Consider the following 24,285-nt stretch of genomic DNA (forward strand, 5'->3'; position numbering starts at 1 on the left):
CAACGTAAATCAAGAATTATGGCATCTCCAAAAAAGAAACAGATAATTGATAGTCACTATATCATTACTAAGTATATGAATTTTGTTTTAGAGCATGATTCTTATCCTAAATCAGTATTTAAGTTCTGCAAAGAATCTAAAATAAAAGAAGAAGAGTTTTACGAATTCTTTGGTAGTTTAGATAGTGTAAATAAAAGAATTTGGAATACTTTTTTTAGTACTACTATAGACGCAATGAATAGCAATGAGGAATATGAAAAATTATCTAGTAAGGATAAAATGCTCACTTTCTTTTACACATTTTTTGAGTTATTAACTCTAAATCGTAGCTATGTGTTATTTGCATTAAAGTATCACGAAATGCCTCTCAAGAACTTGGGGCAGTTAAAAGGACTTCGGAAACATATAAAAGATTTTGCGAAGGAACTTATTGAAGTAGATAATGATGATAAAATGTTTAGGATTGCGAAAAACCCTATCTCTGTTTACTCAGAAGGTGCTTGGTTACAGTTTTTATTTCTTTTAAAATTTTGGATGGACGATGAGTCTTCTGGATTTGAAAAAACAGACATTGCTATTGAGAAGTCGGTAAATACAGTTTTCGATCTATTCGATAATACGCCACTTAGTAGTGTATTGGATTTTGGGAAATTCTTATGGAAGGAAAAATCAATGTGGAATTAGTGGTTTCTGAATATAGACAATAAGCAGACGGATAAGATATGAAGACTATAGATAAAATACCAACTACAAAAATAGGAAGAACAACAGAGCTGGTTAAGACGGGTGTGAAGGTAGGTGGAAATTATCTTAAATATTATAGTAAAAAAGCGATCAATCCTAACACGACTAGAGATCAGCTTAATGAGAATAATGCTGCTGATATCTATGATGGATTGAAGAATTTAAAGGGTAGCGCGCTAAAGGTAGCGCAAATGCTTTCAATGGAGAAAAATATACTACCAAATGCGTATGTAGAGAAGTTTTCTTTAGCACAATTTAGTGTTCCTCCATTGTCTGCACCATTAGTTAGAAGAACATTTAAAAAGTATCACGGACAATATCCGGAAGATTTATATGATACGTTTGCAACTCAATCTGTTAACGCCGCCAGTATCGGTCAGGTACACAAGGCATCTAAAGACGGGAAAAAACTTGCTGTGAAAATTCAATATCCTGGAGTTGCAGACAGTATAAGTTCTGATTTGGCGATGGTAAAACCCATCGCCATCAGAATGTTTAATTTAAAAGGTAAAGATTCTGATAAATATTTTCAGGAATTAGAAGGAAAGCTCTTAGAAGAGACAGATTATGTGCTAGAAGTACAACAAAGTAAAGAAATAACTGGAGCTTGTTCCAAAATTCCTAATCTTACTTTTCCTAAGTATTATGAAGAATTATCCAGCAAACGTATTATTACGATGGACTGGATGGATGGTGTGCATCTTAGCGAATTTGCTAAACAAAATACAGATCAGGAAAAAGCTAATAAAATAGGACAGGCGCTTTGGGATTTTTATATGTATCAAATGCATATCCTAAAAGCAGTTCATGCAGATCCACATCCAGGTAACTTCTTAATTGATAAAGATGACAATTTAATAGCAATAGATTTTGGTTGTGTAAAGAAAGTTCCGTTAGAGTTTTATACGCCTTATTTCGAATTAGCTGAAAAAGAAAATATAGAGAATCCGGAATTTTTTGCCCTGAAAATGTTTGAGTTGGAAATACTTCGAAAAGATGATTCTCCTGAAGAAAGAGCTTTCTTCTCGGAGTTATTCCACGAGATGCTTAGTCTTTTTACGACTCCTTTTCAGATGGATACATTTGATTTTGCAGATGAAAAATTCTGGGGAGCAATAACAGAATTGAGTGAAAAATATTCTAAAGACACAGAGCTTAGAAAAATGAATGGTAATAGGGGTAGTAAACACTTCTTGTATATCAACAGAACATTTTTCGGCTTGTATAACTTATTACACGATCTAGGAGCAACAATTCGTGTTAAAAATTTCGAAAAGTACCTTTAGTCAGTCGACTGACTGGCTTTGGTTTGTTTATTTATTGGTTAGGTTGTTAGAAAGGCATGCTGTGGTTGGCGTGCCTTTCGCTTTTTATGTTTCGCGAAGCATAAACAGTTGGTCTAACTAATCCACCATTTTATTCGTTTATCGTTTAATATTATAAGGTAAATTTTGTAAAACATTCATTATCTAAGGGTTTTAACTTTTTTGAAAATATCATTTTCTAAAATTCCGTAACCCTACGTATAATGATACAATACAGTTATATGTATCTTGTACATATTAAATTATGTGTATGTCTAGATTAAAAATACTCCTATATTTTGCTATTATTTTTCCTTTTTTACTGATATCCCAGGAAAAGGAAGGTATGATTCGGTTGATGAATATGCTAGAAAAAGAAACTAATGAAACTATAAAACTAGAAATTTTAGATTCCTTAAGTGATAATATTTATCCATTTCACAGAACAGATCAGGCATTTTATCATAAAAATTATCCTAAATATTGTTTAAAATGTATTGACTTAGCGAATAGACTGGAGGACTTTGATCTTGCAGCAAAAAAAACCGCTCAATTAAGCAATCATTATTTGCAAGTTATTGATAAACCTGATTCGGCATTGATAATAATAGAAAATTCCCTTAGGGATAGTAGTGGCATAAAAAACAAAAGTAACCTAGGACATTTACTGGTAAAAAGAGGAGGGGTCTATTATGAGATAGACGATTTGAAAAAAGCAATAATTGAGTACGAAGCAGCGCAAAAGATGTATCAAAAAAGTAGAGATACTATCTATGAAGCTGATGCAGTTTATTTTTCAGGACAAACTCACGAGCGTTTAGGAAACCTGACACAAGCAATTCTTAAATACCAATCTGCTTATGAATTGTATGCTGCAATGAAAGATACATCTTATATGGCATTTGCTAAGATAGGGGTTTCAGGAATTTTTAGTCAATTATATCTATTGGATGAATCTTTTGAAGAAAGACAAGAAATCAAAACATTACTGGAGCAGAGCAAAAATAAAGACTTTGGGGTTTTATCCGAATTACACCTAAATGATGCACGTGATTTTGTGAAAAAGAAAGAGTATAAAGCAGAAGAAAAATCACTTTTAGAAGCGTTCCGATTGTCTAAATATAATTCTAACTTATATAATCAAACTTCTAGGTTGGCTGCATATCTAGTTGAGTTTTATGCTAAGCAAAATCGTTTAGAAATTGCTGAAAAATACTTGGATACCTTAAATTCTAATAAGAGTTTTATACAAAGTAACTATGGGCAGTTATTCTACTTACAAGCCCAAGGAGCATTAAAAATAGCTCAAGGTAAGTATAATGAAGCCATTCCTTTTTTTGAAAAAAAATTAATACTAAGAAAGAATTCTAATGATGTAAGGGGTGAGCTTTTTGTACAAAAAGATTTGTACAAAGCCTATAAATCGAATGAAGAGCTAACAAAGGCTTTAAACCATTTAGAGGTTTATGATAAACTAAAAGATTCTGTTTATAATCTGGATAGATCTAATAGCGTCATTTATTATAAAACACTGTATGAAACTGAGAAAAAGGAGAGTGAAATACAAATTCAAAAAGCAAATATAGAAGCTTTAGAAACTATAAATAAGACTCGCAATACTCTATTTATCTTTGTTGTTCTAGGGTTGATTTTGTTATTCTTTATTATTTATTTGATCCGTAATCGAATGTTTTTAGTCAGAAACAAAAAAACACAACAATCTTTTTTACAAGAACTTTTACAAACTCAGGAGCGAGTAAGCAAACGTATTTCTAAAGATTTACATGATAGTGTTGGTCAAAGTCTATTATTGGTTAAAAATAAATTAGTTCAGAATAATGATGAAAAATCTGCTGTTATCGTAGATGAGGTAATTGATGAAGTACGTGAGATATCCAGAACTCTACATCCTTTTAAGTTAGAAGAAATAGGTCTTACAGGAACTATACAAAGTAGTGTGGATGCAATTGATGAAAACTACGATATCTTTATCTCTACTAAGATTGATAATATCGATGGTATTTTTGACCAGGAAAAAGAAATCAATATATATAGACTGGTACAAGAAAGTTTTAATAATATACTGAAGCATTCTAATGCTACTTCGGCAGAGATCAAAATAGATAATAATTCTAATGAGATAAGAATATCAATTACTGATAATGGCAAAGGATTTGATATAGAAAGCGAAAGAATTATTCATTCTAAAATTGGGCTTAAAACATTAAGTGAAAGATCAAAGTTTTTAAGAGCTACTTTTAGTATTGTATCCGATCTGAATAAAGGAACTAAATTGACTTTTAATATCCCTAAAAATGTTTAAACCTGATATATTAATAGCAGATGATCATCCTTTATTGTTAAAAGGATTAGAGGAATTCTTAAAAGAACGAAACCATAAAGTCATAGCGACTTGTTCTGATGGATTATCCGCATATAATAGTATTATAAAAGAAAAACCTGACATAGCTATATTGGATATAGACATGCCACATTTGTCGGGAATTGATATTGCAAAAAAATGTAAGCGACATCAGGTTTCTACCAAGATAGTGTTGATTACATTACATAAAGAGAAAAAATTGTACGAGAATGCGGTTCAATACAATATCCATGGATATTTGTTAAAGGAATTTGCGTTAAGTGAAATTGAAGCATGTATTCAGAGTTTGTCAAAGGGCAACCCGTATTTTAGTGAAAGGATTTATAAACGTTTTACTAATAGGACACAAAGTGATAATTCAATAAAAGACCTTACACCTTCAGAAGTAAAAATACTTAAACGAATAGCTGCTGAGATGACAAGTTCCGAGATTGCAGAGGCTCTTAGCATATCTGTTCGTACGGTAGAAAAACATCGTGCTAACATCATAAGAAAACTAGGTTTGGAACAAAAATCTAACGCTTTACTAATATGGTCTCAGCAAAATAAAGAGTCATTGGTATAAATTTTCTGTAATTCGTATTTACGTAGGGTTACGTATTTCATTAAGATGTAAAGATGAATACTTTTGATCTGTTCATCCCAAAATCTTATTGAAAATGAAATACATTACTTCGATTATTTTTTATCTATTACCAGCAATTTTAGTAGCAAGCCATGCACAGACAGTGGTTAATGGTTTTGCAATGAATAATGATGCAAGGCATATAAGAGATAATATTTTTGAACTTACTCCAGCTACGAATACAAAAAATGGTCAAATTTGGTTTACAGAAACGCTTGATTTAAGTAAAGACTTTACGATTGACGCGATATTGAATTTTGGATCTAAAGGTTCTAATGGAGCGGATGGTATTACTTTTACCTTACAAAATGAATGCCTGAGTGCTGGTAGTGGAGGTGGTGGACTTGGTATTTCTGGAGTCACTCCATCTTTCATTGTAGAATTTGACACTTTTAGAAATTTTCAAACACTAAGCGATCCGGCAGAAGATCATCTCGCAATGTTTAAAAATGGGGGTTTAGATCATGATAGTAGTAATCTTTTAAGCAACTACTTGGGTTCCAATACTGTAAAAGTTACCAATCTTGAAGATGGAACCAACAAAACAATCAAAATTACATGGGTAGCATCAACGAAGACTTTGGAGGTTTTTTTACAAAGCACGTTACGTTTAAGATTTATAGGTGACATAGCAGGCATTATTGGAAATACTGTTACCTACTGGGGTTTTACAGCATCTACAGGAGCTTCAAATAATAGACAAAGAGTAGAAGTTATAAATTTACCTGATAATCGTGTGACTTTATCAGATCAAAAGATTTGTGAGGGAGAATCTATTCAAAACGGATTAATTGGGGTAAGTAATCCTGTATGGTCACCAGAAACAGGTGTAAGTGATATTAATATTCTAAATCCTATTTTTTCTCCAACAGATACTACACAATATACAGTAAGTTATCAGGATAATTGTAATGGTATTACCTTGAATCAATCTTTTACAATTGTTGTAGATCCAAAACCAAGCACATCCGAAATCAATGGATCAGATAATATAATTTGTAATACAAACTTCCCCGAAATTTATAGCGTAACTAATACTACAGGAAGTAACTATAATTGGTCTGTTCCTGAAGGAGCTACCATTTTGTCAGGGCAAGGGTCAAATGAAATTGAAGTTGAGTTTAATGAAAATTCCGGAAATATAAGTGTTATAGAAACTAATTCAATAGGCTGTACAGGGGATGCAAAAACTATTGAAGTTTCGTGCTTAACATTGAGTACAGTAGATATAGCATTGAATGATTTTAGTGTTTACCCTAATCCCGTAACTAACAATAGACTTTCTGTTCAGAGTGATAAAATAATAAATGTTATAGATCTTATTACAATAAGTGGACAAATTATCCGGACTATTAAGAACCCGAAATTAGTTAACAATACATATACCATTTCTAATCTTATTAGTGGTTTATACTTTATACGAATTACAAGCAATAAGAAACAGGTATTCCAAAAGATCTTAGTGAATTAAACAAATCATTATTTACTACTCAGTTTTCTAATAATTTAAAAAATGAAACTAATGAATATCAATAAAAAAGTATTCCTGATCATTTTCTCTACAATGCTTTTAGAGATAGCGGCACAAGAAGCTGTAGTAACGTTAGGTGCTGAAATAACTGATGTTGGAGGAAGTATTAGTTATACAATAGGTCAAATAGTTTATATACCAATGTCTGGAACTAGCGGTTCTATTGTCCCTGGAGTTCAGCAAAGTGTAGAAATTAATGTACTAGATGTTGATGATATAGAAAAACCGGATATTGAGATTACTGTTTATCCAAACCCAATGCATGATCATTTGATTATAGAGTTACAGACTTTTAAACAAGAGTTTGACTATCTACTATATGATACATTAGGAAGAGAGATTAAATCTAATAAAATACAGGAAGATAAAACTGTAATTTCCTTACAAGATTTTCCCGATGGTACTTATTTTTTAAAAGTGTACTCTTTTAATAAAACAATGCGAACATTTCAAATAATTAAAGCATCTAAAAACTAAAATTACATGAAAAACCGATACAGTATATTAGTTGCATTACTTATAGCTACTATTAATTGGGCTCAAATTCCTGAAAAAATGAGTTACCAGGCCATTCTAAGAAGTGCAGATGACATACCGCTGGATAATCAATCTATTGGAATGCGGTTAAGTATTCTGAATGATAGTCCTACAGGCACTGCAGTATATTCAGAAACCCATACGTTAATGACTAATAAAAATGGTTTAATAAGTTTAGAAATAGGAACAGGTACTATTGTAAACGGAGTTTTTGCAACGATAGATTGGTCTTTGGGAACCTATTTTATCCAAACTGAAACCGATCTTACTGGAGGAACAAATTATACAATTACAGGAACTAGCCAATTATTAAGTGTTCCTTATGCCTTACACGCTAAAACGGTAGAAGAACCCATTTATACTATTGGTTTGAATAGAGATTTGGGCGGCTACGTATTTTATGTTACTCCTAATGGAAAACATGGATTGGTTGCAGCTTTGAGAGATCAAAGTGACAGTATTACTTGGTATAGAGCAAATAACGTATGTAGCAATTCAGAAAACCATGATAGTAATGGTCAACAATTTACAGATTGGCGTTTGCCAACAATAAATGAATTGTACATGATGTTCCTTAAACGATCAGAAATAGGGGCTTTTGATTCCTTTTGGTATTGGAGTTCAACAGAAAGTACCGCAGAAAAAGCATTAGGTTTTTATTTTGGTGGTAGTGGAGGTTCCGGTGATCCAAATAAGGCTATCTCATACAGAGTACGCTGTATTCGTTCTTTCTGAAAACTGTAATTACGTAAGGCTACGTATGTTTTAGCATGCGGTTAACATTTAGTTTTGTTATAGTCAAATTTCAAAATTGAAATAATGAAATTAAAACAACTTTCTTTAGCAACACTTGCGTTATCTTTTATATATGATGAGGCTCAAGTTCTCCATGCAGAAAGGAATGCCTTAATTGACCTGTTTAATACTACAAACATATATAATTGGATTGATACTACGAATTGGAATACCAATGAATCTGTAATCTGGACAGGTGTAACAGTTAGCAATAATAGTGTTGTTTCACTAGGTTTTGAGAGTGATAATCTCAACGCTTCTCTTAGAGATTTACTCAATGTAAAGGATATTGAATTTAGCAACAATGAAGTATTTGGAAGAATCTTAAGCTCTTTTGAAAACCTGAAAACCTTGTTTGATATTGCATGAACAAAACTTTTTTTAATAGTTAATTACCAAAACAGGTGATATGAAAAATACATTGATGTTAACTTTTTTATTAGTCTTATTGTCTTTGTCTTATAGGGTAGAAGCACAGTTTATCTTAAAAAACAGTGCGATTCCATTAGGTAATGACTGTTACCAATTAACACCCGACGAAAAATCAACAACAGGTCAAATTTGGAATGAAAAGAAGCTTGATTTAGAAAAAGATTTTACTATTGAAGCTACCATCAATTTAGGGGCGAAAAATAGTGGAGCCGACGGTATCACTTTTATACTTCAGAGTAGTTGTTTGTTTGAAGGAAGTGGTGCAGGAGGTATAGGTGTTTCTGGAATTAAGCCTTCGTTTATTGTTGAGTTTGATACGTTCAGAAATAGCTCACAAGGTGACCCACCTGATGAATCTGGCAAAGATCATATCGCTATGTTCAGAAATGGTGTAATAAAACACAATAGTTTTTATCACCTAAATAATGATGTAGGATCCATAAGGACTGTTGTGGTTGATGATATGGAAAATGGAGAGGATATTCCTGTCAGGTTTACTTGGATTGCGTTGGATAAATCATTAGGTATTTATTATATGGATTCGTTAATTCTAAGATATAAAGTGAATATGTTTAATGATATTTTTGGAGATGAAACATTAGTCTATTGGGGGTTTACAGCTGGAACTGGAGGGTCCAGCAACAAGCAATCTGTGTGTATTACTTCCTTTCCAAGAGACGAAGCACTTGTAGATAACAATACTTGTAGTTTAAGTATTGAGAATTTCAGAGAAAAGAGTATAGATATATTTCCCAATCCGGTTAGAAACATATTGCATGTCAATTTTAAAAGCGAAATTATTACTCCTTCTCTAGAGCTTTTTGATTTAAACGGAAAGCAGATAAAAGTTGTAAATAATATGTTGTTAAACAACAATATCTCATTGAATTCATTAGCATCCGGAACCTATTTTATCAAAATTAGAAACCAGCAAAGAGTTATTATAAACAAAATTCTGAAACTATAGTATTTAGTATAAAGCCTATCAATAATAAATGATTGAAAACATCTTAAAAAATAATTTTAATACCTACATTATGAAAACAAGAATACAAATTTTGACAATTTTGTTAATGATCAGTTCCATAGGTTTTTCCCAAATCCAACCTTTTGGACATTTAACAATCTTCTCTGAGGATGGTGATAAGTTTATTTTAATACTAAATGGAGAACAAATAAATGAAGAACCACAAACTAATCTACGAGTGGAAGAATTAATAAACCCCCATTATAATGCAAAAATAATTTTTGAAGATGAAGGTTTATTATCAATAAGTAAAAACTTTTTGAGAATAGCAGATGTAGATGGAATTATGAGTGATGTAACCTATAAGGTGAGAAAGAAAAGAGGAAAATTGAAGTTGAGTTATTTTTCCAGTGTTCCCGTAGTCGAAGGCTTTGTGGTGCCCTCAAATGTCTATGTTACCAGATATGGACATTCTAATCCTCCAGTACAAGAAATAATTACTCAAGAAGAAGGAAGTATTACCCAAACAACCACTACATCCTCTACTGTAGGAATAGATGCTAATGTAAATTTACCGGGAATTAATGTAAATGTTTCGGTCAATGATCCATTGGGATCCACTACAATTAAAGAAACAACTATAGTTACTACAACGGACGGTTATGTTGATGATAGTGAACATGGAAGTTATTATAATGATGAACGAAATAATGGATCAAGGGGTTGTAAAAACAAAAGTAAAATGTGGCAACAAGATTTTAAAGATGCATTAAGCTCTATAAAAAATATAGGCTACGATCAAACAAAACTTGAAACAGCTAAACAAATCGTTTCCGGTAATTGCATGAGTGCAATACAGATTAAGCATATCTGTGATTTATTCGGATACGAGGCTTCTAAATTAGATTTTGCTAAATACGCTTTCGATTATTGCGTAGAGCCTAATAATTATTTTAAAGTGCATAAAACTTTTAATGCTACAACCAGTATCAATGAACTAAATGAATATATCCAAAATAGCTATTAAAAATAAAATTAATTTTGAGTTGAATATATAAACCTGAACGCTAATGAGTTTGTATTTAGTTTTTGATAAAAATTAGCTATCTATTAAATTTACTATGCGCGCATACAATAAGATTGCAGTTTCTTTTATCAAAAAGGGAAGAATACATATCTTGCTCTTCAGTTTTTTTAGTATTATAAGTAATATGCTATAATTACGCACAATACACACTCAATATTATAATATATGTATACTTCAAAAGTAACAGGATTAGGTAGCTATGTTCCTGAAAACGTTGTAACTAATAATGACCTTTCTAAATTAATGGATACTAATGATGCTTGGATTCAAGAGCGTACTGGTATAAAAGAAAGGCGTCATATTAAAAAAGGAGATGGAAATAGTACTTCTGTTATGGGGGTAAAAGCAGCAAAAATTGCTCTGGAAAGAGCAAAATTAACAAAAGATGATATAGATCTTATCATTTTTGCAACATTGAGTCCGGATATGTATTTCCCGGGAGGTGGAGTCAGAGTTCAGGATATGATGGATATGAGTACAATACCAGCCTTAGATGTACGTAATCAATGTAGTGGGTTCGTGTATGCTTTATCTGTAGGAGATCAGTTTATTAAAACGGGCATGTATAAGAATGTTTTGATCATAGGCAGTGAAAATCATAGTGGAGGACTTGATATGACTACAAGAGGTAGAGGAGTTTCTGTGATATTTGGTGATGGAGCAGGTGCAATGGTATTATCCAGAAATGAAAAAGAAGATGGAAGTGGTGTATTATCTACACATTTACATAGTGAAGGTGCACATGCAAAGGAGTTGTCATTAGAAGGGCCAAGTACAGAACATTGGGTTCCTGAGATTATTGAAGAAAATGATCAGGAAAATATACCTTATTACCCATATATGAATGGTCAATTTGTATTTAAGAATGCAGTAGTACGCTTTTCTGAAGTCATTAATGAAGGATTACAGAAAAATAATCTTGCCGCTACGGATATAAATATGTTAATACCTCACCAGGCTAATCTAAGAATTTCTCAATTTGTGCAAAAGCAATTTAGACTATCTGATGATCAGGTATACAATAATATTCAACGATATGGTAATACTACTGCTGCTTCAATTCCAATTGCTTTAACAGAGGCTTGGGAAGAAGGAAAAATTAAGGAAGGTGATTTAGTAGTTTTAGCAGCTTTTGGGAGTGGTTTTACATGGGGAAGTGCAATTATTAGGTGGTAGTAAAGAGAGCATTAAAATTTCAATAAAATAAAAATCGCGAAACTAGTGAGCTTCGCGATTTTTTGTTACCGGGTTATTTTTTTTCTTTAAAGGCTAATTCAAATAAATTATAACCGTAATGGTACTATAATAGACGTAACAATTTCGATAGTGTTACAAAAACAGTGTATTTTTTGCATTTATTTAACTTATGGGGTTTTTCTTTAAGTAATATTTAAATTTAACAAATAATATGCGAATAATTTATTAAATTAACATATTATTTAATTTTTTTTAAAGTATCCCTCCGCCAGATTTTTCATTTTTATCTCTTCTTTTTCTGGAAACTTTTCTGTTTTTTCCACTACCAAAGCGATATGATAATCCAAGAAAAACTGTTTGCGTTTCTCCCTGAAATTGTCCATTTTGTTCAAAAGGAAAATCTCCAGAAAATCTAAAGCGCATCGTATTAAAAATATCATTAAAGTTGATACTTGCAGTTCCTTTACCTTGTAAGAAATTATAACGCGCTCCTGTATTAACGAAATAAAATGGTTTAGTTTTAAATTGGATCCCTTCTTGTTCGCCTCTATAAAACCCAAATACCTGGAAAGTTAAGTTTTTGGTAGCCTTAAAGTTGTTATTCATCCTAAAGTTATAAACCACAGCATCCACTTCACTAGATACTTGGATGATTTCATCCATTCCATTGATTTCTACCACGTCTTCTACAATACCTTTTTGAGTTTGCGCATAGAGATCAAAACTTGCATTAAAATTCCACCATTTGGTAGGACGATAATTACTCGAGATTTCTATTCCATAAGCAGAATTATTGTCAAAGTTTTCAAAAGTTAGAATTTGACCTTCTTCTACAGTTGGATCGGCTAATAAAGTCTGATTGATTTCATCATTTATTAAACGATAGAAGGTTCCAGCCGTAATAGAGCCTCCTTTTAGTTTACGAGTATAATTTAACTCAATAGAATTTGTAAATTGTGGATCTAACTCAGGATTTCCTCTAGAAGTAATTCTAGGCGTACTCCATTCTCTAATTGGATTTACCTGATTTAATCCTGGTCTGTCTACTCTTCGACTATAACTTAATTGATAGCTATTCTTCTCGCCTGGGGAATAGGTTAAATATGCAGATGGATAAATTGTGAAAATATCATCTTCAAATACTTTCTCGTTATTAAAGATTGCTTCTACCTGATAATTTTCCAATCTCGCTCCAACTTGGTACGACCATTTTTCATAATTTTTCCCATAAGTCGCATACAGTGCATGAATATCTCTATCATATTGATACATAGAATCGTCAAATAAAGTAGACTGATATTCATTATCAGTTCGTCTTAATCGACCTTCATACCCTAGTTCTAGTTTTGCCTTTTCTGATAAAGGATTTACATAATCCAGGTTGATTGTTGTGTTTGTTCTTTCATTATTTAGTACATCATTATAATCTAATGTAGATCCTCCAATAAAATTAAAATCATCGTCGCTATCTCCATCGAAAACATTATAATCAACTTCTAGTTCTATGTTGTGCCCTTCTTTTTTAAAGTCATGCTTATAATCAAAGTTATAAGTAGACCCAAGATTACTATTATTATTTATAAGATCCTGAAAAATGTTGTCTTCTGGTGTATCAAAAAATAGGATATCTGTTGTTCCGGCAGTGGCGCCATCAAATAAATTTTGATTGGTGTAAAAGGATACTGTATTCTGATCATTTATATAATAATCAAATCCTACCTTAAATAAGTGGGATTTGTTATTATCCTGAAAACGAAAATCAGTTCTATAATTTTGATCTCCTCTAAAAACAAAACCTTGATTTAAGTTTTTGGTAATATTTGCACCATAATTTCCGTATACATTTATCTTACCACTTCTATAGTTTAGATCTATAGAGCTGTTAAATCGTGCATTTCTATCCCAATTTACTCCCAGATTTATGTTTCCGTTAAATCCGATATTGGCGTTTTTACGTAATACAATATTAATAATACCACTCATTCCTTCTGGATTATATTTAGCGGATGGATTGGTGATTAACTCTACAGATTTAATAGAAGTAGAAGGAATTTGTTTCAATAATTGTGTTGGAGAAATATTGGTGGGTTTACCATCTATTAGTATCTGTACATTGGGATTACCACGTAATGCAATATTACCATCTTGATCCACATTTACTGATGGAATGTTTTGCATAATTTCAGCAGCAGTACCTCCGGTAGTTGTTAGGTCTTTTCCGATATTAATCACCTTTCTGTCGATTTTTTGCTCGATTGTCGTTCGCTCTGCAATAATAGTGACATCGTCTAATGCCTGAGCTTCTTCTTCTAAAGAAATGACACCCACATCTATATCCTTACTTTTTCTAGAAATTTCAATGGATTGTGTGTGGCTTGTGTATCCTATGAATTGTATTTTCAATGTATAATTTCCTTTTGGAACATCTGTGATTAAAAATGTTCCGTCTTCTTTAGTAATGCCTCCACTGATTAATTTTTCTGCCCCATCATTAATAATAATAGTTGCGTAGGGGATAGGTTCGTTAAGACCTTTATCGATTACTTTTCCCTTTACAGTTCCTACAATTGCATCATTATTAGGTTGTGCCGTTACTATTGCACAGCATAATGATAGAAATAAAAGAATTAGTTTTTGGCCTGTATATTGGCCAAGTAGATTGATTGTTTTCATCTGAACGCTTATTTGATTGATTTTTATGTTAAGCACTGTACTTTGTATTACATAATACATTCGTGCTTGTTTTCCATTATTACACACGTTGATTAGGCGTGTTTTGTATATGACGACTTAGAGTAAAATCTGTTACACCATAAGTCTTTTTTAACAATAAATTATAAAATCAAAAACCGCCCCTAGATAAGGGGCGGTCCTCTATAATAATCAAATAGTAACACTAACCATCAACTATGAATAAAATTTGATTATTAAGTAACTAACTAACTAAATCTATGAAAAATCATATTTCTTTCTTATAAGACGCGAGAGGTAAGGAGTATGTTACAGGTCATTTTTGTTTTTAACATTTTTGGGTTTATTTTTAACGTTTATACCATGAAACACTAAGGTATTAACTTTATTTTGCGATTAAATTATTAAGCAATATGTCTAAAAAGACTTTAGTATTAGGAGCTTCTTTAAAAACTAGTCGATATTCTAATCTAGTTATTCATAGATTAGTAAATCATAAACAGAATGTCGTTGCGATTGGGCTTAGAGAAGGAGAAGTGTCTGGGATTAAAATAGAGACCGATTTAATTGATTTTGATGGTATTGATACAATCACATTATATCTTAATCCGGTGCGTCAACAGCAGTATTATGAATATATAGTAAGTCTTCAACCTAAAAAAGTCATTTTTAATCCGGGAACTGAAAATCCTGAATTTTATAACATCCTGAAGCGAGCTAATATAGAAGCTGAGGTAGCTTGTACTTTGGTATTACTTTCTACGAATCAATATTAGTCCCAGAAACGTGAGTAATCCATTTAGCGGAAGTAATTCATAACCGATTTTATAACCACCGATTAATTCAGGAGGGATTTTCCATACACCGATAATAATTAGAACAGAGATCAAGGCTACAATCCATGTATATTGATCTTTTATTTTATAATTGGTGAAAATTCCGAAAGCAAATAATCCTAGTAATGGACCGTAGGTAAAAGTAGCAACAGTTAGTAAATTACTGATTACATTTTCAGTTAATACATGTTTAAAAATTATAATCACAATGATTAATAAAACGCTCATAGCGATATGAGTCTTCTTTCGGATAGCTACTTGATCTTGCTCATCTTTTTTCTCGATTCCTAAAAAATCAATACAGAAAGAGGTTGTTAGAGAAGTTAGTGCACTATCTGCACTACTATAAGCTGCAGCGACTAACCCAAGGATAAATGCAACAGCCAACACGATACCTAATCCGCCGTTAATTGCTATTTCGGGAAATAATAAATCGGTTTTTACATCTCCATCTACGATTGGAGTGGCTATATTGAATTGATCCGCATATATAAATAGCAAGGCACCTAATAAAAGAAAAATAAAGTTGACTACGATTAGTACCAGACTAAAAGAAACCATGTTTTTCTGTGCTTCTTTTAAATTACGACAGGTTAGATTTTTTTGCATCATGTCCTGATCTAATCCTGTCATACAGATGGCAATAAACATACCTCCGATAAATGACTTGAAGAAATGATTTTTTTCTAAAAAGCTGTCAAAGAAAAATATTTTGTCATAGTTTTTTAATTCTTCGGAAGAGAGAAATTCTGAAAAAGACCATCCTATTTGATCGTTAATATAATAGATTGCCGTTCCTAAGGCGATTAACATAAATAATGTCTGTAACGTATCGGTCCAAACTATTGTTTTGATACCTCCTCTAAAGGTATATATCCAGATTAACAGTATAGAAAGTATAACGGTAATTTCGAATGGTACATTCCATTCATCAAAAATATACTGTTGTAATACAATTGCCACAAGATAAAGCCTGAAAGAGGCACCTAAAACTCTGGATATGAAGAAAAAGAATGCTCCTGTTTTATAACTAACTATCCCGAATCTTTCTTCCAGATATTGATAAATAGAGGTGACGTTTAATCCATAATAAATAGGCATTAAGACATACGCAATGACAAAATTACCCGCCAGATATCCGAAGACGATCTGCATATAACTAAACTGTGCTCCCTCAACCCATCCAGGAACAGAAATAAATGTAACTCCACTTAAAGAGGCACCAATCATTCCAAAAGCAACTATATACCAGGGAGATTGCTTATTAGCTTTAAAAAAAGCTTCGTTTCCTGAACTTTTTCCTGTGAAATATGAAATTAATAGTAGTACGCCAAAGTAAGCGGCGATTAAAAGCAGAATATGTATGGGTTGCATATAGAAATCCGAATTAGTAAAACACCAAAATACGAATTAATATTTTCAAAAAATAAACTACAAACTATAAACTATCGATTCCTTATGTCGCTTTCGATCATCCCATCACGTAATCGGATGACGCGATGCGCATGTTCTGCAACTTCTTCTTCATGAGTAACCACAATTACCGTATTTCCGGCTGCATGAATCTCATCAAGCAATTGCATAATCTCCAGAGAAGTTTTAGAATCCAGATTTCCAGTTGGCTCATCTGCTAGGATGATAGAAGGTTTATTGACCAATGCACGACCTACAGCAACTCGTTGTCGCTGACCCCCAGAAAGCTGATTGGGTTTATGATCCATACGATCCGCTAGTCCCACATCTGTTAATACTTCTTCAGCTCTTGCATTTCTATCTTTTTTAGAAATTCCGGCATATACCATGGGTAAGGCAACATTATCTAGTGCAGTAGTTCTAGGCAGTAAATTAAAGGTCTGAAAAACAAAACCAATTTCTTTATTTCTAATATCCGCCAATTCATCATCCGTCATTTTACTTACATCATTTCCATTAAGATTGTAAGTACCATCTGTTGGAGTGTCTAAACAACCTAAAAGATTCATTAAAGTAGATTTACCAGACCCAGAAGGTCCCATAATAGCAATGTAATCTCCTCGTTTTATTTCTAGATCAATACCTTTAAGTACATAAACGGTTTCTTGACCTAATTGAAAATTTCTAATGATACCCTTAATGTCAATAACGTTTTCCATGCGATGTATTATATTACAGCTGTAAGATACAATTTTAGCCTATATGACGCATCATAAAGGAAGTTGTTACAGTTAAAAGTAATTTTTTATTAGTATGATATTTCTCATTTTTTAATTATTTAATTAGGATTACATTTTATTCTTTTTAAAATAATCTAAAATGTCTACAATCGAAAAATCGACAAGGGTAAATAGCGATGCTATTTTAAATACGGAAAAGTTGGTCTTAAGTAAGACTAACATTAATTTTTGTGTTAAATATATTGGCGATGATATGATGGTTTTAACAAGTAGATCTAAAGAATCAGATTATGTTAGACAACCTTCTACTGTGCTGTTGCATGCAGATATGCCTAAAGCAATTTTAAAAAGATTTTGGGTGCAATTACATAGTAAAAGAAATACGATTCTTATTAACAAAAACCCAATAGATGATGGAGGGTATTACTGGGTAATTATTGATTTTGAAGCAAAACTTAATAAAGGAGACAAGACATTCTCTTTTTTTGCAAAAAGAATATCACCATCAAAACAAACAATTAAAGAGATTTCGCGACTATATAAAAAACTGTTATCTATTGAGCAGACAATGGGGTTGGAGGTGTCGGAGAAATATTTGACTCGATTTTTGAAAGAACGAAATCAAACTTGTGATGAATATATAAAAGAAACTGTTATGCTCTGATAATAAAATGTTCTTTTTCCTGTTCTTTTCTGAAAAATACAAACCCAAAATCATACGTGTCAATGGTTACTTTGATTTTGGAATGATTTTGCAATTGTTGCCAAATAGTTTGATTCTCTTTGGATTTATTTATCGAATGTAGAAGAAGAAGAGAATCGTTACGGACTTTAGAAAACAAAATATCCAAAAACTCTGGATGTTTTTTGAATTGATCAATATCCAAATAAATACAATCAAATTGATCCAGATCTTCTGGAGAATAATAGATTGTAGCAGAATTATCAATGGATAAAATCTGGCCTATAAAATTAGATGAATTTTCAACGATTAATACCTTCTTATAATTAAAATATGCTATCAATCTGTTTAGAAGTTTTACATTCTTTAAGCTTATCCCTGAAGTATTGTTTCTATAGATAGATAGAATCGATTCATAAGACGCTCTTTTCTCTCTATCGTAAAAACATTTTGTAACTAGGTTATATACAAAAGGAGAATGAACACCGTGCTGGTTGGTGGATTTCCATAAAAAATATAGATATGATTTAATTTTAAATAGCATCAGTCCTGGAAATAGATTTGATTACTCCATTTTCTCAGATAGTTCCAGCCAGCGCATTTCTTTTTCTTCAATATCGTCTATAATCTTCTTTAGCTTTGCTGATTCTTCATTGATTTTATCTCCTTCTAATGTACCGCTGACAAAAAGTGCTTCGATATCTTTCTTCTGAATTTCTAATTTTTTTAGATCACGTTCTATACGGCTATATTCTTTTTGCTCGTTATAAGATAAGGCAGTCTTGTTTTCCTTTTTCCAAGAAGTTTTTGTTTTAGGTTCAGCATCCACAGTCTTAACTTTCTCTGGTGTACGACTATTTTCATAGGTTCGATAATCAGAATAATTACCAGGAAAATCTTCAATGACCGCATTTCCTCTAAACACAAACAAGTGATCCACTATTTTATCCATAAAATAACGGTCATGAGATACCACAATTAGACAACCTGGAAAATCAAGCAAGAAATTTTCTAAAACATTTAAGGTAACAATATCCAGATCATTCGTAGGTTCATCTAGTATTAAGAAATTAGGGTTTTGTATCAGAACGGTACATAAATACAATCGCTTTCTTTCACCACCACTTAATTTTTCTACAAAATCATATTGCTTTTTACGATCAAATAAAAAGCGTTCTAATAATTGCTGTGCAGAAATTTGTCTTCCTTTTTTCAAAGGGATGTAATCACCAAATTCTCTGATTACTTCAATTACTTTTTGTCCTTCTTTAATGTTAATTCCTCGCTGTGTGTAATACCCGAATTTTACGGTATCACCAACTACTATTTTCCCTTGATCGGGTTGAATAGCTCCGGTAAGCATATTTAGAAATGTGGATTTTCCGGTTCCATTCTTACCAATGATACCAACTCGTTCTCCCTTTCTGAATACATACTCATACTTGTCTAATAAAGTTAGATTTTCGAAGCTTTTAGAAACTTTATGGATTTCCAGAATCTTACTTCCCAGACGTTCCATATTAATTTCTAATTGTACTTCATGATCATTTCTTCTCTGATGAGCCCGTTCTTTGATTTCATAGAAATCATCAATTCTGGATTTGGATTTTGTGGTACGGGCTTTTGGCTGTCGCCGCATCCAATCCAATTCTTTTTTGTAGAGTTGTTTTGCCTTACCTGTTTCAATTTCTTCGTTAGCTATTCTAGCTTCTTTATTCTGTAGGTAGTAGGCATAATTACCTTTGTAACTATATAATTTACCATTTTCTAACTCTACAATCTCATTACATACATTTTCCAAAAAATAACGATCATGAGTTACCATAAAGAGTGTGAAATTCTCTTTGGCAAAATACTCCTCCAACCATTCGATCATTTCTAGATCCAAGTGATTGGTTGGCTCATCTAGATATAATAGTTCTGGTTTACTTAATAATATATTTGCTAGTGCAAGTCTCTTTTTCTGTCCTCCAGAAAGTTGACTTACTTTTTTATCTAAATTTTCGAGCTTTAACTTAAAAAGAATTTGTTTGTATTGCGTCTCAAAATCCCAGGCGTTAAGAGCGTCCATTTGCTCAAATGCTTTTTGGTATGCTTCTGCATCATCTGGATTTTCTAAAGCTTTTTCGTAGGTATTGATCACCCGTAAGGTCTCATTGTCCGCCGCAAAAATAGTTTGTTCTATTGTTAGACTAGGATCCAGGTTTGGTTCTTGCGGTAAAAAAGCTACTTTTAGATTCTTTCTATACACCACTTGTCCTTCATCAGGCTCTTCATCACCAGCAATAATATTAAGTAAGGATGTTTTTCCTGTTCCGTTTTTCGCAACAAAACCTACTTTCTGGCCTTCATTAATTCCAAAAGAAATGTTTTTAAACAGGATGCGTTCCCCAAAGGATTTGGCTATATTTTCGACTGATACGTAATTCACATTCATAATTTAAGATGTAAAGAAACGAAGAATTAACTACAATAGAAATGTGATTTACTTAATTAGTTACGTTTCGAAGATTTTTGGATTTTAAAACGCTGATTTTCCCCTGAATACTTTCTGCATCTGCTTTGTTGTAATAGCTTTTTTTACCTGTAGTTACCGATATCCACATGCTATGATCATTTTTGTTCTTATAAATTTTATACGTAGCATCTAGATTTTTGAACGTTAAAGATATTTCGGTATTTGTTTCTGATAATGTGAATTTAGGATCGCTATTTTCCACGGCATAATCAAACTCTATTTCGCCATCTTTATTAGTGAATACATAATTAAGTTTGTCTATTTCTGATGTAAAGAGAACTACTTCTTTTGAGTTTTTTTCTAACAAAAAGCGTAATAATATAGATTCCTCGATATCTTCAATCAATAATTTTTTACTTATGGTTTTTACCATAATTGAGCCATTCCATCTTTTTTCTACCGTATCAAATGTGTATCCTGTAGTACTCATACCAGATCCTTCTTCAGAAATGAGAATGACTTTTGGGAGATCATTTTCGATAATATATTCTGAAAATTGATGCCAACAACAACCGCTTTTGGTCCTAGTGAATATTTTTTTAGTTTCATAATCAACCTGAAACATTCCGCAATATTCTTGAGCAAGTTGTGTGAATTCTGGGCTATGAGTAAAACCGTTTGTTTTACCTAAATAAACCTGATACGATGGTCCATGGTAACAACTAAATTGACCATCCTGAATCGCAAGGTCTTTTATATTGTCAAAATTAAAATCCTCATAAATCAATACACTCTGCTCTCCATAAGGTAATTGAAGTGTATTGGTTTTGATAGCTCCCTTTTCATTATGCTCAAAAGCTAGTTCTTCGGATTGAATTTTGATGATCTCTTTTTTAGTTTTCTTTTTATAAATAATTATTTTTCCTTGTTTAAAAACTTCATTTTCGGATCCTTGATTAACATAAACTTTCCCGTAATATTCATCAGAAAAATCTTCGATAAAATATTGATTTTGAGAAAATAAAGGGATAGATGCGAGAAATGCTATAATAGGCAAGAATTTCATAATAAATATTTTGTATGCTATATAAAAAATTATATTTTCTTTCTTCGTCTAGTCACAGAAAACAGAAAAATAAAAATCATGAGAAAAATGGCAACTCTTGCCAGATAATCTCCCGCTTTGACATAAAAAGTTATTTTGTCGTTTGTTTTAAGGGTTCCTTTTAGTACTCCTTGTTCATTATATCCAAGGGACGAAACAATAGTTCCGGTTTGATTGATGATCGCAGAGATTCCTGTGTTGGCACTTCTTGCAATACTTCTACGCGTTTCTATAGCTCTGAATTTTGCATAAGCCAAATGTTGTTTGTGCCCTTGTGTGATTCCCCACCACGCATCATTGGTAATGATAGTAAGAAAATCGGCATTATTCCTTACATAACCTGATACAAATTCACCATACACGCTTTCGTAACATATAATTGGTCCTGCACCAATTCCTTCTTTTGTAAAGAATACTTCACGATCAGATTGAGTTGTTTTTTTTGCAACTGTACCACCCAAATCAATCATAGCATCTCCAACAATTGGTTTAAAAACACTTTGATAAGGGAAATTCTCTACACCGACTACCAATTTACTTTTGTGATACAGTTCATCGGTTCCATCTGGTCTTACTAAAAATGCAGAATTATAATCATCATAAAATACACCACTTTTATGTTCATTAGTCTGCGAGTGAACTTTAGATGGATCCCGAAATACATCAATTAACGAAATACCAGATAAGAAATTCGCCTTTGGATATTTGCTGATGATACTTAAAGCTGTTTTTTTGGCAATAGAACTCTGAAAGTTTTTTAATCTATTATTGTCGGCAAAAACAGTTTCCGGTGCTATAATGAAATCTGTTTCATTACTAATCTTTGATGCTGTAAGAGAACTCAATAATGTTCCTACACGATCATCTGTAGTGTTATACTTTTCGGTGTAAGGGTTTATATTAGGTTGCAAAATTATGACTTCTACATCTTGACCATCTTCTTCATAGGTTTTCAGGATAACAAAAGAAACTAAAATCGGAATGAGTATAATCAGTCCATTTCGTATTGCCGATCTGTATAAGATAGATTTATCTTTATGCTCAATAAAAAGTAATACACTTTTATAGACACCAATATTTACAATCCAGATCCATAAGGTTCCTCCAAAAGCTCCTGTATATTCATACCATTGGATCCAGGAAGTGAAATTAGCAAATCCATTACCCAAATTAAGCCAAGGCCAAGAAAACTGCCATTGTAGATGCAAGTATTCGAAACTCATCCATATGCATACCAGAAAAATAGATCCAATAGTAAATGATGCTCGTCTAGCTATAAGATGATAGATGAGAAATACCAACGCCATTAGTAAACTATTTACAATTTCGGCAAACCACATTCCAAAAGGAGTAGAGTTATAAATCCACCAAGTAGTGATCATATTCCAAATAAAGAGCGTCAGAAAGGCTAATCCAAATACCTGACTTTTATGGAATTTGTTATAACGTATTTTATATTCAGTAATTAGTAACGGAACAAAACCGAAAAAAAGAAATAGCGGGAAACCATAAGTTGGCCAGCCAATTGCAAGTAACAAACCGGATGAAATAGCAAGTAGGATATTCTTCATATAAGAGTGTTCTGTCTTAATAACGAAAATAAACTTATTTCGTTACAATACTTAAAACCTAAACTAAAAAAATGTAATGATTCTAGAATACCTATCTAAAGACACTCCAGTCTACTTTAATAGAAAATACATTAGAATAAATCGCGGCACTTTGATCTCCAATATCCGTTAAGGCGTAATCCACTTGAATCCCTTTGTATTGAAAACCTATTCCAAAATTGGGTTGGAAACCTACATTGTCAGATCCATCAAACTGCTCTATATTCTGAAAGTTACCAACACCAACACGTAAGTAAACAATTTTGGCGTAATCTAATTCAAAACCAAAAGCAGGCGTGATACTGATAGCAGAAGAGGAAATAATATCATTTGTTTCCGCAAAACGAACAATCATGTCCAATTCTGTATTTAGTCCTATTTTTTTACCTAAGTCAAAATTTCTTGCAGCACCAAATTGTAGTTTTGGGATGGTTATTTCAGTAGTTTCTGGTAATTCCTGATCTCTAATTTGTGGTATTTGATCTTCATCAGGAATGCCATCTCCGTTAAGATCACCAATGGCAAAATCCTCTACGCTCCAAGCATTAAACGTAGTAGTAATGTCCCTTACCATAATTCCAAATTGCCAATTGTTTTTCTGATATTGTAATGCTGCATCAAGACCAAATCCCCAGGAAGATGCAAAATCACCTATCACTCTTCGGATTACCTTTGCATTCGCTCCATAACTTAATCCCTCAATAGGTAATTTTCTTGAGTACGAAAATGTAAAAGCATAATCTGCGGCAGAAAATAAGTTAATCCTGGTATAATCAATATTTCCATCAGCATCTACTAAGCTAGTAGTATCAAGGATATCATCTACTCCAAATCTAATTAAAGAGAGAGCAATGGCGCTTTTTTCATCTAATGGCATAGCGAAAGCTAAATAATCATAATTAGCAATATTCGCAAAATATGCTGCATGCATAAAAGATACTTGATTATCCTCCAGATGAATTAATCCGGCAGGGTTCCAATAACCGGAATTTACATCTCCAGATGATGCAACCACGGCATTAGCCATACCTAAAGCACCGGCATCTACACCAATGTTTAGAAATTCATTAGAGTATTTTCTAGTCTGCGCCGAAGAAATTGATACAGTTAGAAACAGTAAAACAATTATAATTCTTTTCAATCCAAGC

21 protein-coding genes are annotated in these 24,285 nt (G+C 32.3%); 13 read left to right on the plus strand and 8 right to left on the minus strand.

Translation table 11 applies throughout. The features are described from left to right. Positions 1-18: 18 nt before the first annotated feature. The 11 genes from Q0910_RS00155 to Q0910_RS00205 all read left to right on the plus strand — a co-directional run bounded on the left by Q0910_RS00155 (position 19) and on the right by Q0910_RS00205 (position 11,581). A complete protein-coding gene (locus Q0910_RS00155) occupies positions 19-684 on the plus strand; it encodes a TetR family transcriptional regulator C-terminal domain-containing protein (protein ID WP_299210848.1) in 666 nt (221 codons plus the stop codon). Between the two features lie 38 nt (positions 685-722). Then, complete coding sequence (locus Q0910_RS00160) at positions 723-2,030, plus strand: AarF/UbiB family protein (RefSeq protein WP_299210851.1); 1,308 nt, start codon at positions 723-725, stop codon at positions 2,028-2,030. Between the two features lie 289 nt (positions 2,031-2,319). After that, positions 2,320-4,371 (plus strand): ATP-binding protein, encoded by a 2,052-nt coding sequence (locus tag Q0910_RS00165; protein WP_299210853.1) that lies wholly within the window; start codon positions 2,320-2,322, stop codon positions 4,369-4,371. Then, positions 4,364-4,996, plus strand: a complete 633-nt coding sequence (locus Q0910_RS00170; protein WP_299210856.1) for a response regulator transcription factor — start codon at positions 4,364-4,366, stop codon at positions 4,994-4,996. Before Q0910_RS00165 ends, Q0910_RS00170 begins: the two co-directional genes overlap by 8 nt. Before the next feature lie 94 nt (positions 4,997-5,090). After that, a complete protein-coding gene (locus tag Q0910_RS00175; protein ID WP_299210859.1) occupies positions 5,091-6,527 on the plus strand; it encodes a T9SS type A sorting domain-containing protein in 1,437 nt (478 codons plus the stop codon). A 51-nt stretch (positions 6,528-6,578) separates the two neighbouring features. Then, positions 6,579-7,064 (plus strand): T9SS type A sorting domain-containing protein, encoded by a 486-nt coding sequence (locus Q0910_RS00180; protein ID WP_299210862.1) that lies wholly within the window; start codon positions 6,579-6,581, stop codon positions 7,062-7,064. A gap of 6 nt (positions 7,065-7,070) precedes the next feature. Then, a complete protein-coding gene (locus Q0910_RS00185) occupies positions 7,071-7,859 on the plus strand; it encodes a DUF1566 domain-containing protein (protein WP_299210865.1) in 789 nt (262 codons plus the stop codon). Positions 7,860-7,943: 84 nt separating this feature from the next. Then, positions 7,944-8,288 (plus strand): hypothetical protein, encoded by a 345-nt coding sequence (locus Q0910_RS00190; protein ID WP_299210868.1) that lies wholly within the window; start codon positions 7,944-7,946, stop codon positions 8,286-8,288. 40 nt (positions 8,289-8,328) lie between these two features. Then, on the plus strand, positions 8,329-9,318 hold the full coding sequence (locus tag Q0910_RS00195; protein ID WP_299210871.1) for a T9SS type A sorting domain-containing protein: 990 nt from the start codon (positions 8,329-8,331) through the stop codon (positions 9,316-9,318). Positions 9,319-9,388: 70 nt separating this feature from the next. Beyond that, a complete protein-coding gene (locus Q0910_RS00200; RefSeq protein WP_299210874.1) occupies positions 9,389-10,345 on the plus strand; it encodes a DUF4476 domain-containing protein in 957 nt (318 codons plus the stop codon). Positions 10,346-10,570: 225 nt separating this feature from the next. Beyond that, positions 10,571-11,581 (plus strand): beta-ketoacyl-ACP synthase III, encoded by a 1,011-nt coding sequence (locus Q0910_RS00205; protein ID WP_299210877.1) that lies wholly within the window; start codon positions 10,571-10,573, stop codon positions 11,579-11,581. A 273-nt stretch (positions 11,582-11,854) separates the two neighbouring features. On the opposite strand, the gene Q0910_RS00210 is transcribed toward Q0910_RS00205, so the two are convergent. Beyond that, positions 11,855-14,275 (minus strand): TonB-dependent receptor, encoded by a 2,421-nt coding sequence (locus tag Q0910_RS00210; protein WP_299210880.1) that lies wholly within the window; start codon positions 14,273-14,275, stop codon positions 11,855-11,857. Positions 14,276-14,706: 431 nt separating this feature from the next. Here Q0910_RS00210 and Q0910_RS00215 point away from each other — a divergent pair, with 431 nt between their 5' ends. Then, positions 14,707-15,069 carry a CoA-binding protein gene (locus tag Q0910_RS00215; RefSeq protein WP_299210883.1) on the plus strand — a complete coding sequence of 121 codons (363 nt, stop codon included), beginning with the start codon at positions 14,707-14,709 and terminating at the stop codon, positions 15,067-15,069. Here Q0910_RS00215 and Q0910_RS00220 read toward each other — a convergent pair. Both Q0910_RS00220 and Q0910_RS00225 read right to left on the minus strand, forming a co-directional pair. Next, positions 15,046-16,503 (minus strand): sodium:solute symporter, encoded by a 1,458-nt coding sequence (locus tag Q0910_RS00220; RefSeq protein WP_299210885.1) that lies wholly within the window; start codon positions 16,501-16,503, stop codon positions 15,046-15,048. The genes Q0910_RS00215 and Q0910_RS00220 overlap by 24 nt on opposite strands. A 71-nt stretch (positions 16,504-16,574) precedes the next feature. After that, positions 16,575-17,261: an ABC transporter ATP-binding protein gene (locus Q0910_RS00225; RefSeq protein ID WP_299210887.1), complete on the minus strand. Its 687-nt coding sequence runs from the start codon at positions 17,259-17,261 to the stop codon at positions 16,575-16,577. 160 nt (positions 17,262-17,421) lie between these two features. On the opposite strand from Q0910_RS00225, the gene Q0910_RS00230 reads away from it, so the two are divergent. Then, entirely contained in the window at positions 17,422-17,946 is a 525-nt protein-coding gene (locus Q0910_RS00230; RefSeq protein ID WP_299210890.1) for a hypothetical protein, read from the plus strand. Here the strand turns inward: Q0910_RS00230 and Q0910_RS00235 are convergent. The 5 genes from Q0910_RS00235 to Q0910_RS00255 all read right to left on the minus strand — a co-directional run bounded on the left by Q0910_RS00235 (position 17,936) and on the right by Q0910_RS00255 (position 24,278). Further along, positions 17,936-18,508 carry a hypothetical protein gene (locus Q0910_RS00235; protein ID WP_299210893.1) on the minus strand — a complete coding sequence of 191 codons (573 nt, stop codon included), beginning with the start codon at positions 18,506-18,508 and terminating at the stop codon, positions 17,936-17,938. The genes Q0910_RS00230 and Q0910_RS00235 overlap by 11 nt on opposite strands. Positions 18,509-18,529: 21 nt before the next feature. Next, positions 18,530-20,401, minus strand: coding sequence for an ABC-F family ATP-binding cassette domain-containing protein (locus tag Q0910_RS00240; RefSeq protein ID WP_299210896.1), 1,872 nt, complete (start codon positions 20,399-20,401; stop codon positions 18,530-18,532). 52 nt (positions 20,402-20,453) lie between these two features. Then, a complete protein-coding gene (locus tag Q0910_RS00245) occupies positions 20,454-21,488 on the minus strand; it encodes a hypothetical protein (protein WP_299210898.1) in 1,035 nt (344 codons plus the stop codon). 29 nt (positions 21,489-21,517) lie between these two features. Further along, the gene (lnt, locus tag Q0910_RS00250; protein ID WP_299210901.1) at positions 21,518-23,098 is read right to left on the minus strand and encodes an apolipoprotein N-acyltransferase; all 1,581 of its coding nucleotides are present in this window, start codon (positions 23,096-23,098) and stop codon (positions 21,518-21,520) included. A gap of 91 nt (positions 23,099-23,189) precedes the next feature. Then, complete coding sequence (locus Q0910_RS00255) at positions 23,190-24,278, minus strand: PorV/PorQ family protein (RefSeq protein WP_299210903.1); 1,089 nt, start codon at positions 24,276-24,278, stop codon at positions 23,190-23,192. Positions 24,279-24,285: the final 7 nt, after the last annotated feature.

Origin of the sequence: uncultured Aquimarina sp., assembly GCF_947495315.1 — a bacterium.
Lineage (GTDB): Bacteria > Bacteroidota > Bacteroidia > Flavobacteriales > Flavobacteriaceae > Aquimarina.

Coding starts and splice junctions, on each gene's coding strand:
- Q0910_RS00240 (WP_299210896.1), bottom strand. CDS start 20,401: ATGAATGTGAATTACGTATCAGTCGAAAATATAGCCAAATCCTTTGGG.
- Q0910_RS00200 (WP_299210874.1), top strand. CDS start 9,389: ATGAAAACAAGAATACAAATTTTGACAATTTTGTTAATGATCAGTTCC.
- Q0910_RS00245 (WP_299210898.1), bottom strand. CDS start 21,488: ATGAAATTCTTGCCTATTATAGCATTTCTCGCATCTATCCCTTTATTT.
- Q0910_RS00205 (WP_299210877.1), top strand. CDS start 10,571: ATGTATACTTCAAAAGTAACAGGATTAGGTAGCTATGTTCCTGAAAAC.
- Q0910_RS00185 (WP_299210865.1), top strand. CDS start 7,071: ATGAAAAACCGATACAGTATATTAGTTGCATTACTTATAGCTACTATT.
- Q0910_RS00180 (WP_299210862.1), top strand. CDS start 6,579: ATGAATATCAATAAAAAAGTATTCCTGATCATTTTCTCTACAATGCTT.
- Q0910_RS00160 (WP_299210851.1), top strand. CDS start 723: ATGAAGACTATAGATAAAATACCAACTACAAAAATAGGAAGAACAACA.
- Q0910_RS00170 (WP_299210856.1), top strand. CDS start 4,364: ATGTTTAAACCTGATATATTAATAGCAGATGATCATCCTTTATTGTTA.
- Q0910_RS00215 (WP_299210883.1), top strand. CDS start 14,707: ATGTCTAAAAAGACTTTAGTATTAGGAGCTTCTTTAAAAACTAGTCGA.
- Q0910_RS00210 (WP_299210880.1), bottom strand. CDS start 14,275: ATGAAAACAATCAATCTACTTGGCCAATATACAGGCCAAAAACTAATT.
- Q0910_RS00190 (WP_299210868.1), top strand. CDS start 7,944: ATGAAATTAAAACAACTTTCTTTAGCAACACTTGCGTTATCTTTTATA.
- Q0910_RS00195 (WP_299210871.1), top strand. CDS start 8,329: ATGAAAAATACATTGATGTTAACTTTTTTATTAGTCTTATTGTCTTTG.
- Q0910_RS00225 (WP_299210887.1), bottom strand. CDS start 17,261: ATGGAAAACGTTATTGACATTAAGGGTATCATTAGAAATTTTCAATTA.
- Q0910_RS00235 (WP_299210893.1), bottom strand. CDS start 18,508: ATGCTATTTAAAATTAAATCATATCTATATTTTTTATGGAAATCCACC.
- Q0910_RS00155 (WP_299210848.1), top strand. CDS start 19: ATGGCATCTCCAAAAAAGAAACAGATAATTGATAGTCACTATATCATT.
- Q0910_RS00165 (WP_299210853.1), top strand. CDS start 2,320: ATGTCTAGATTAAAAATACTCCTATATTTTGCTATTATTTTTCCTTTT.
- Q0910_RS00230 (WP_299210890.1), top strand. CDS start 17,422: ATGTCTACAATCGAAAAATCGACAAGGGTAAATAGCGATGCTATTTTA.
- Q0910_RS00220 (WP_299210885.1), bottom strand. CDS start 16,503: ATGCAACCCATACATATTCTGCTTTTAATCGCCGCTTACTTTGGCGTA.
- Q0910_RS00175 (WP_299210859.1), top strand. CDS start 5,091: ATGAAATACATTACTTCGATTATTTTTTATCTATTACCAGCAATTTTA.
- lnt (WP_299210901.1), bottom strand. CDS start 23,098: ATGAAGAATATCCTACTTGCTATTTCATCCGGTTTGTTACTTGCAATT.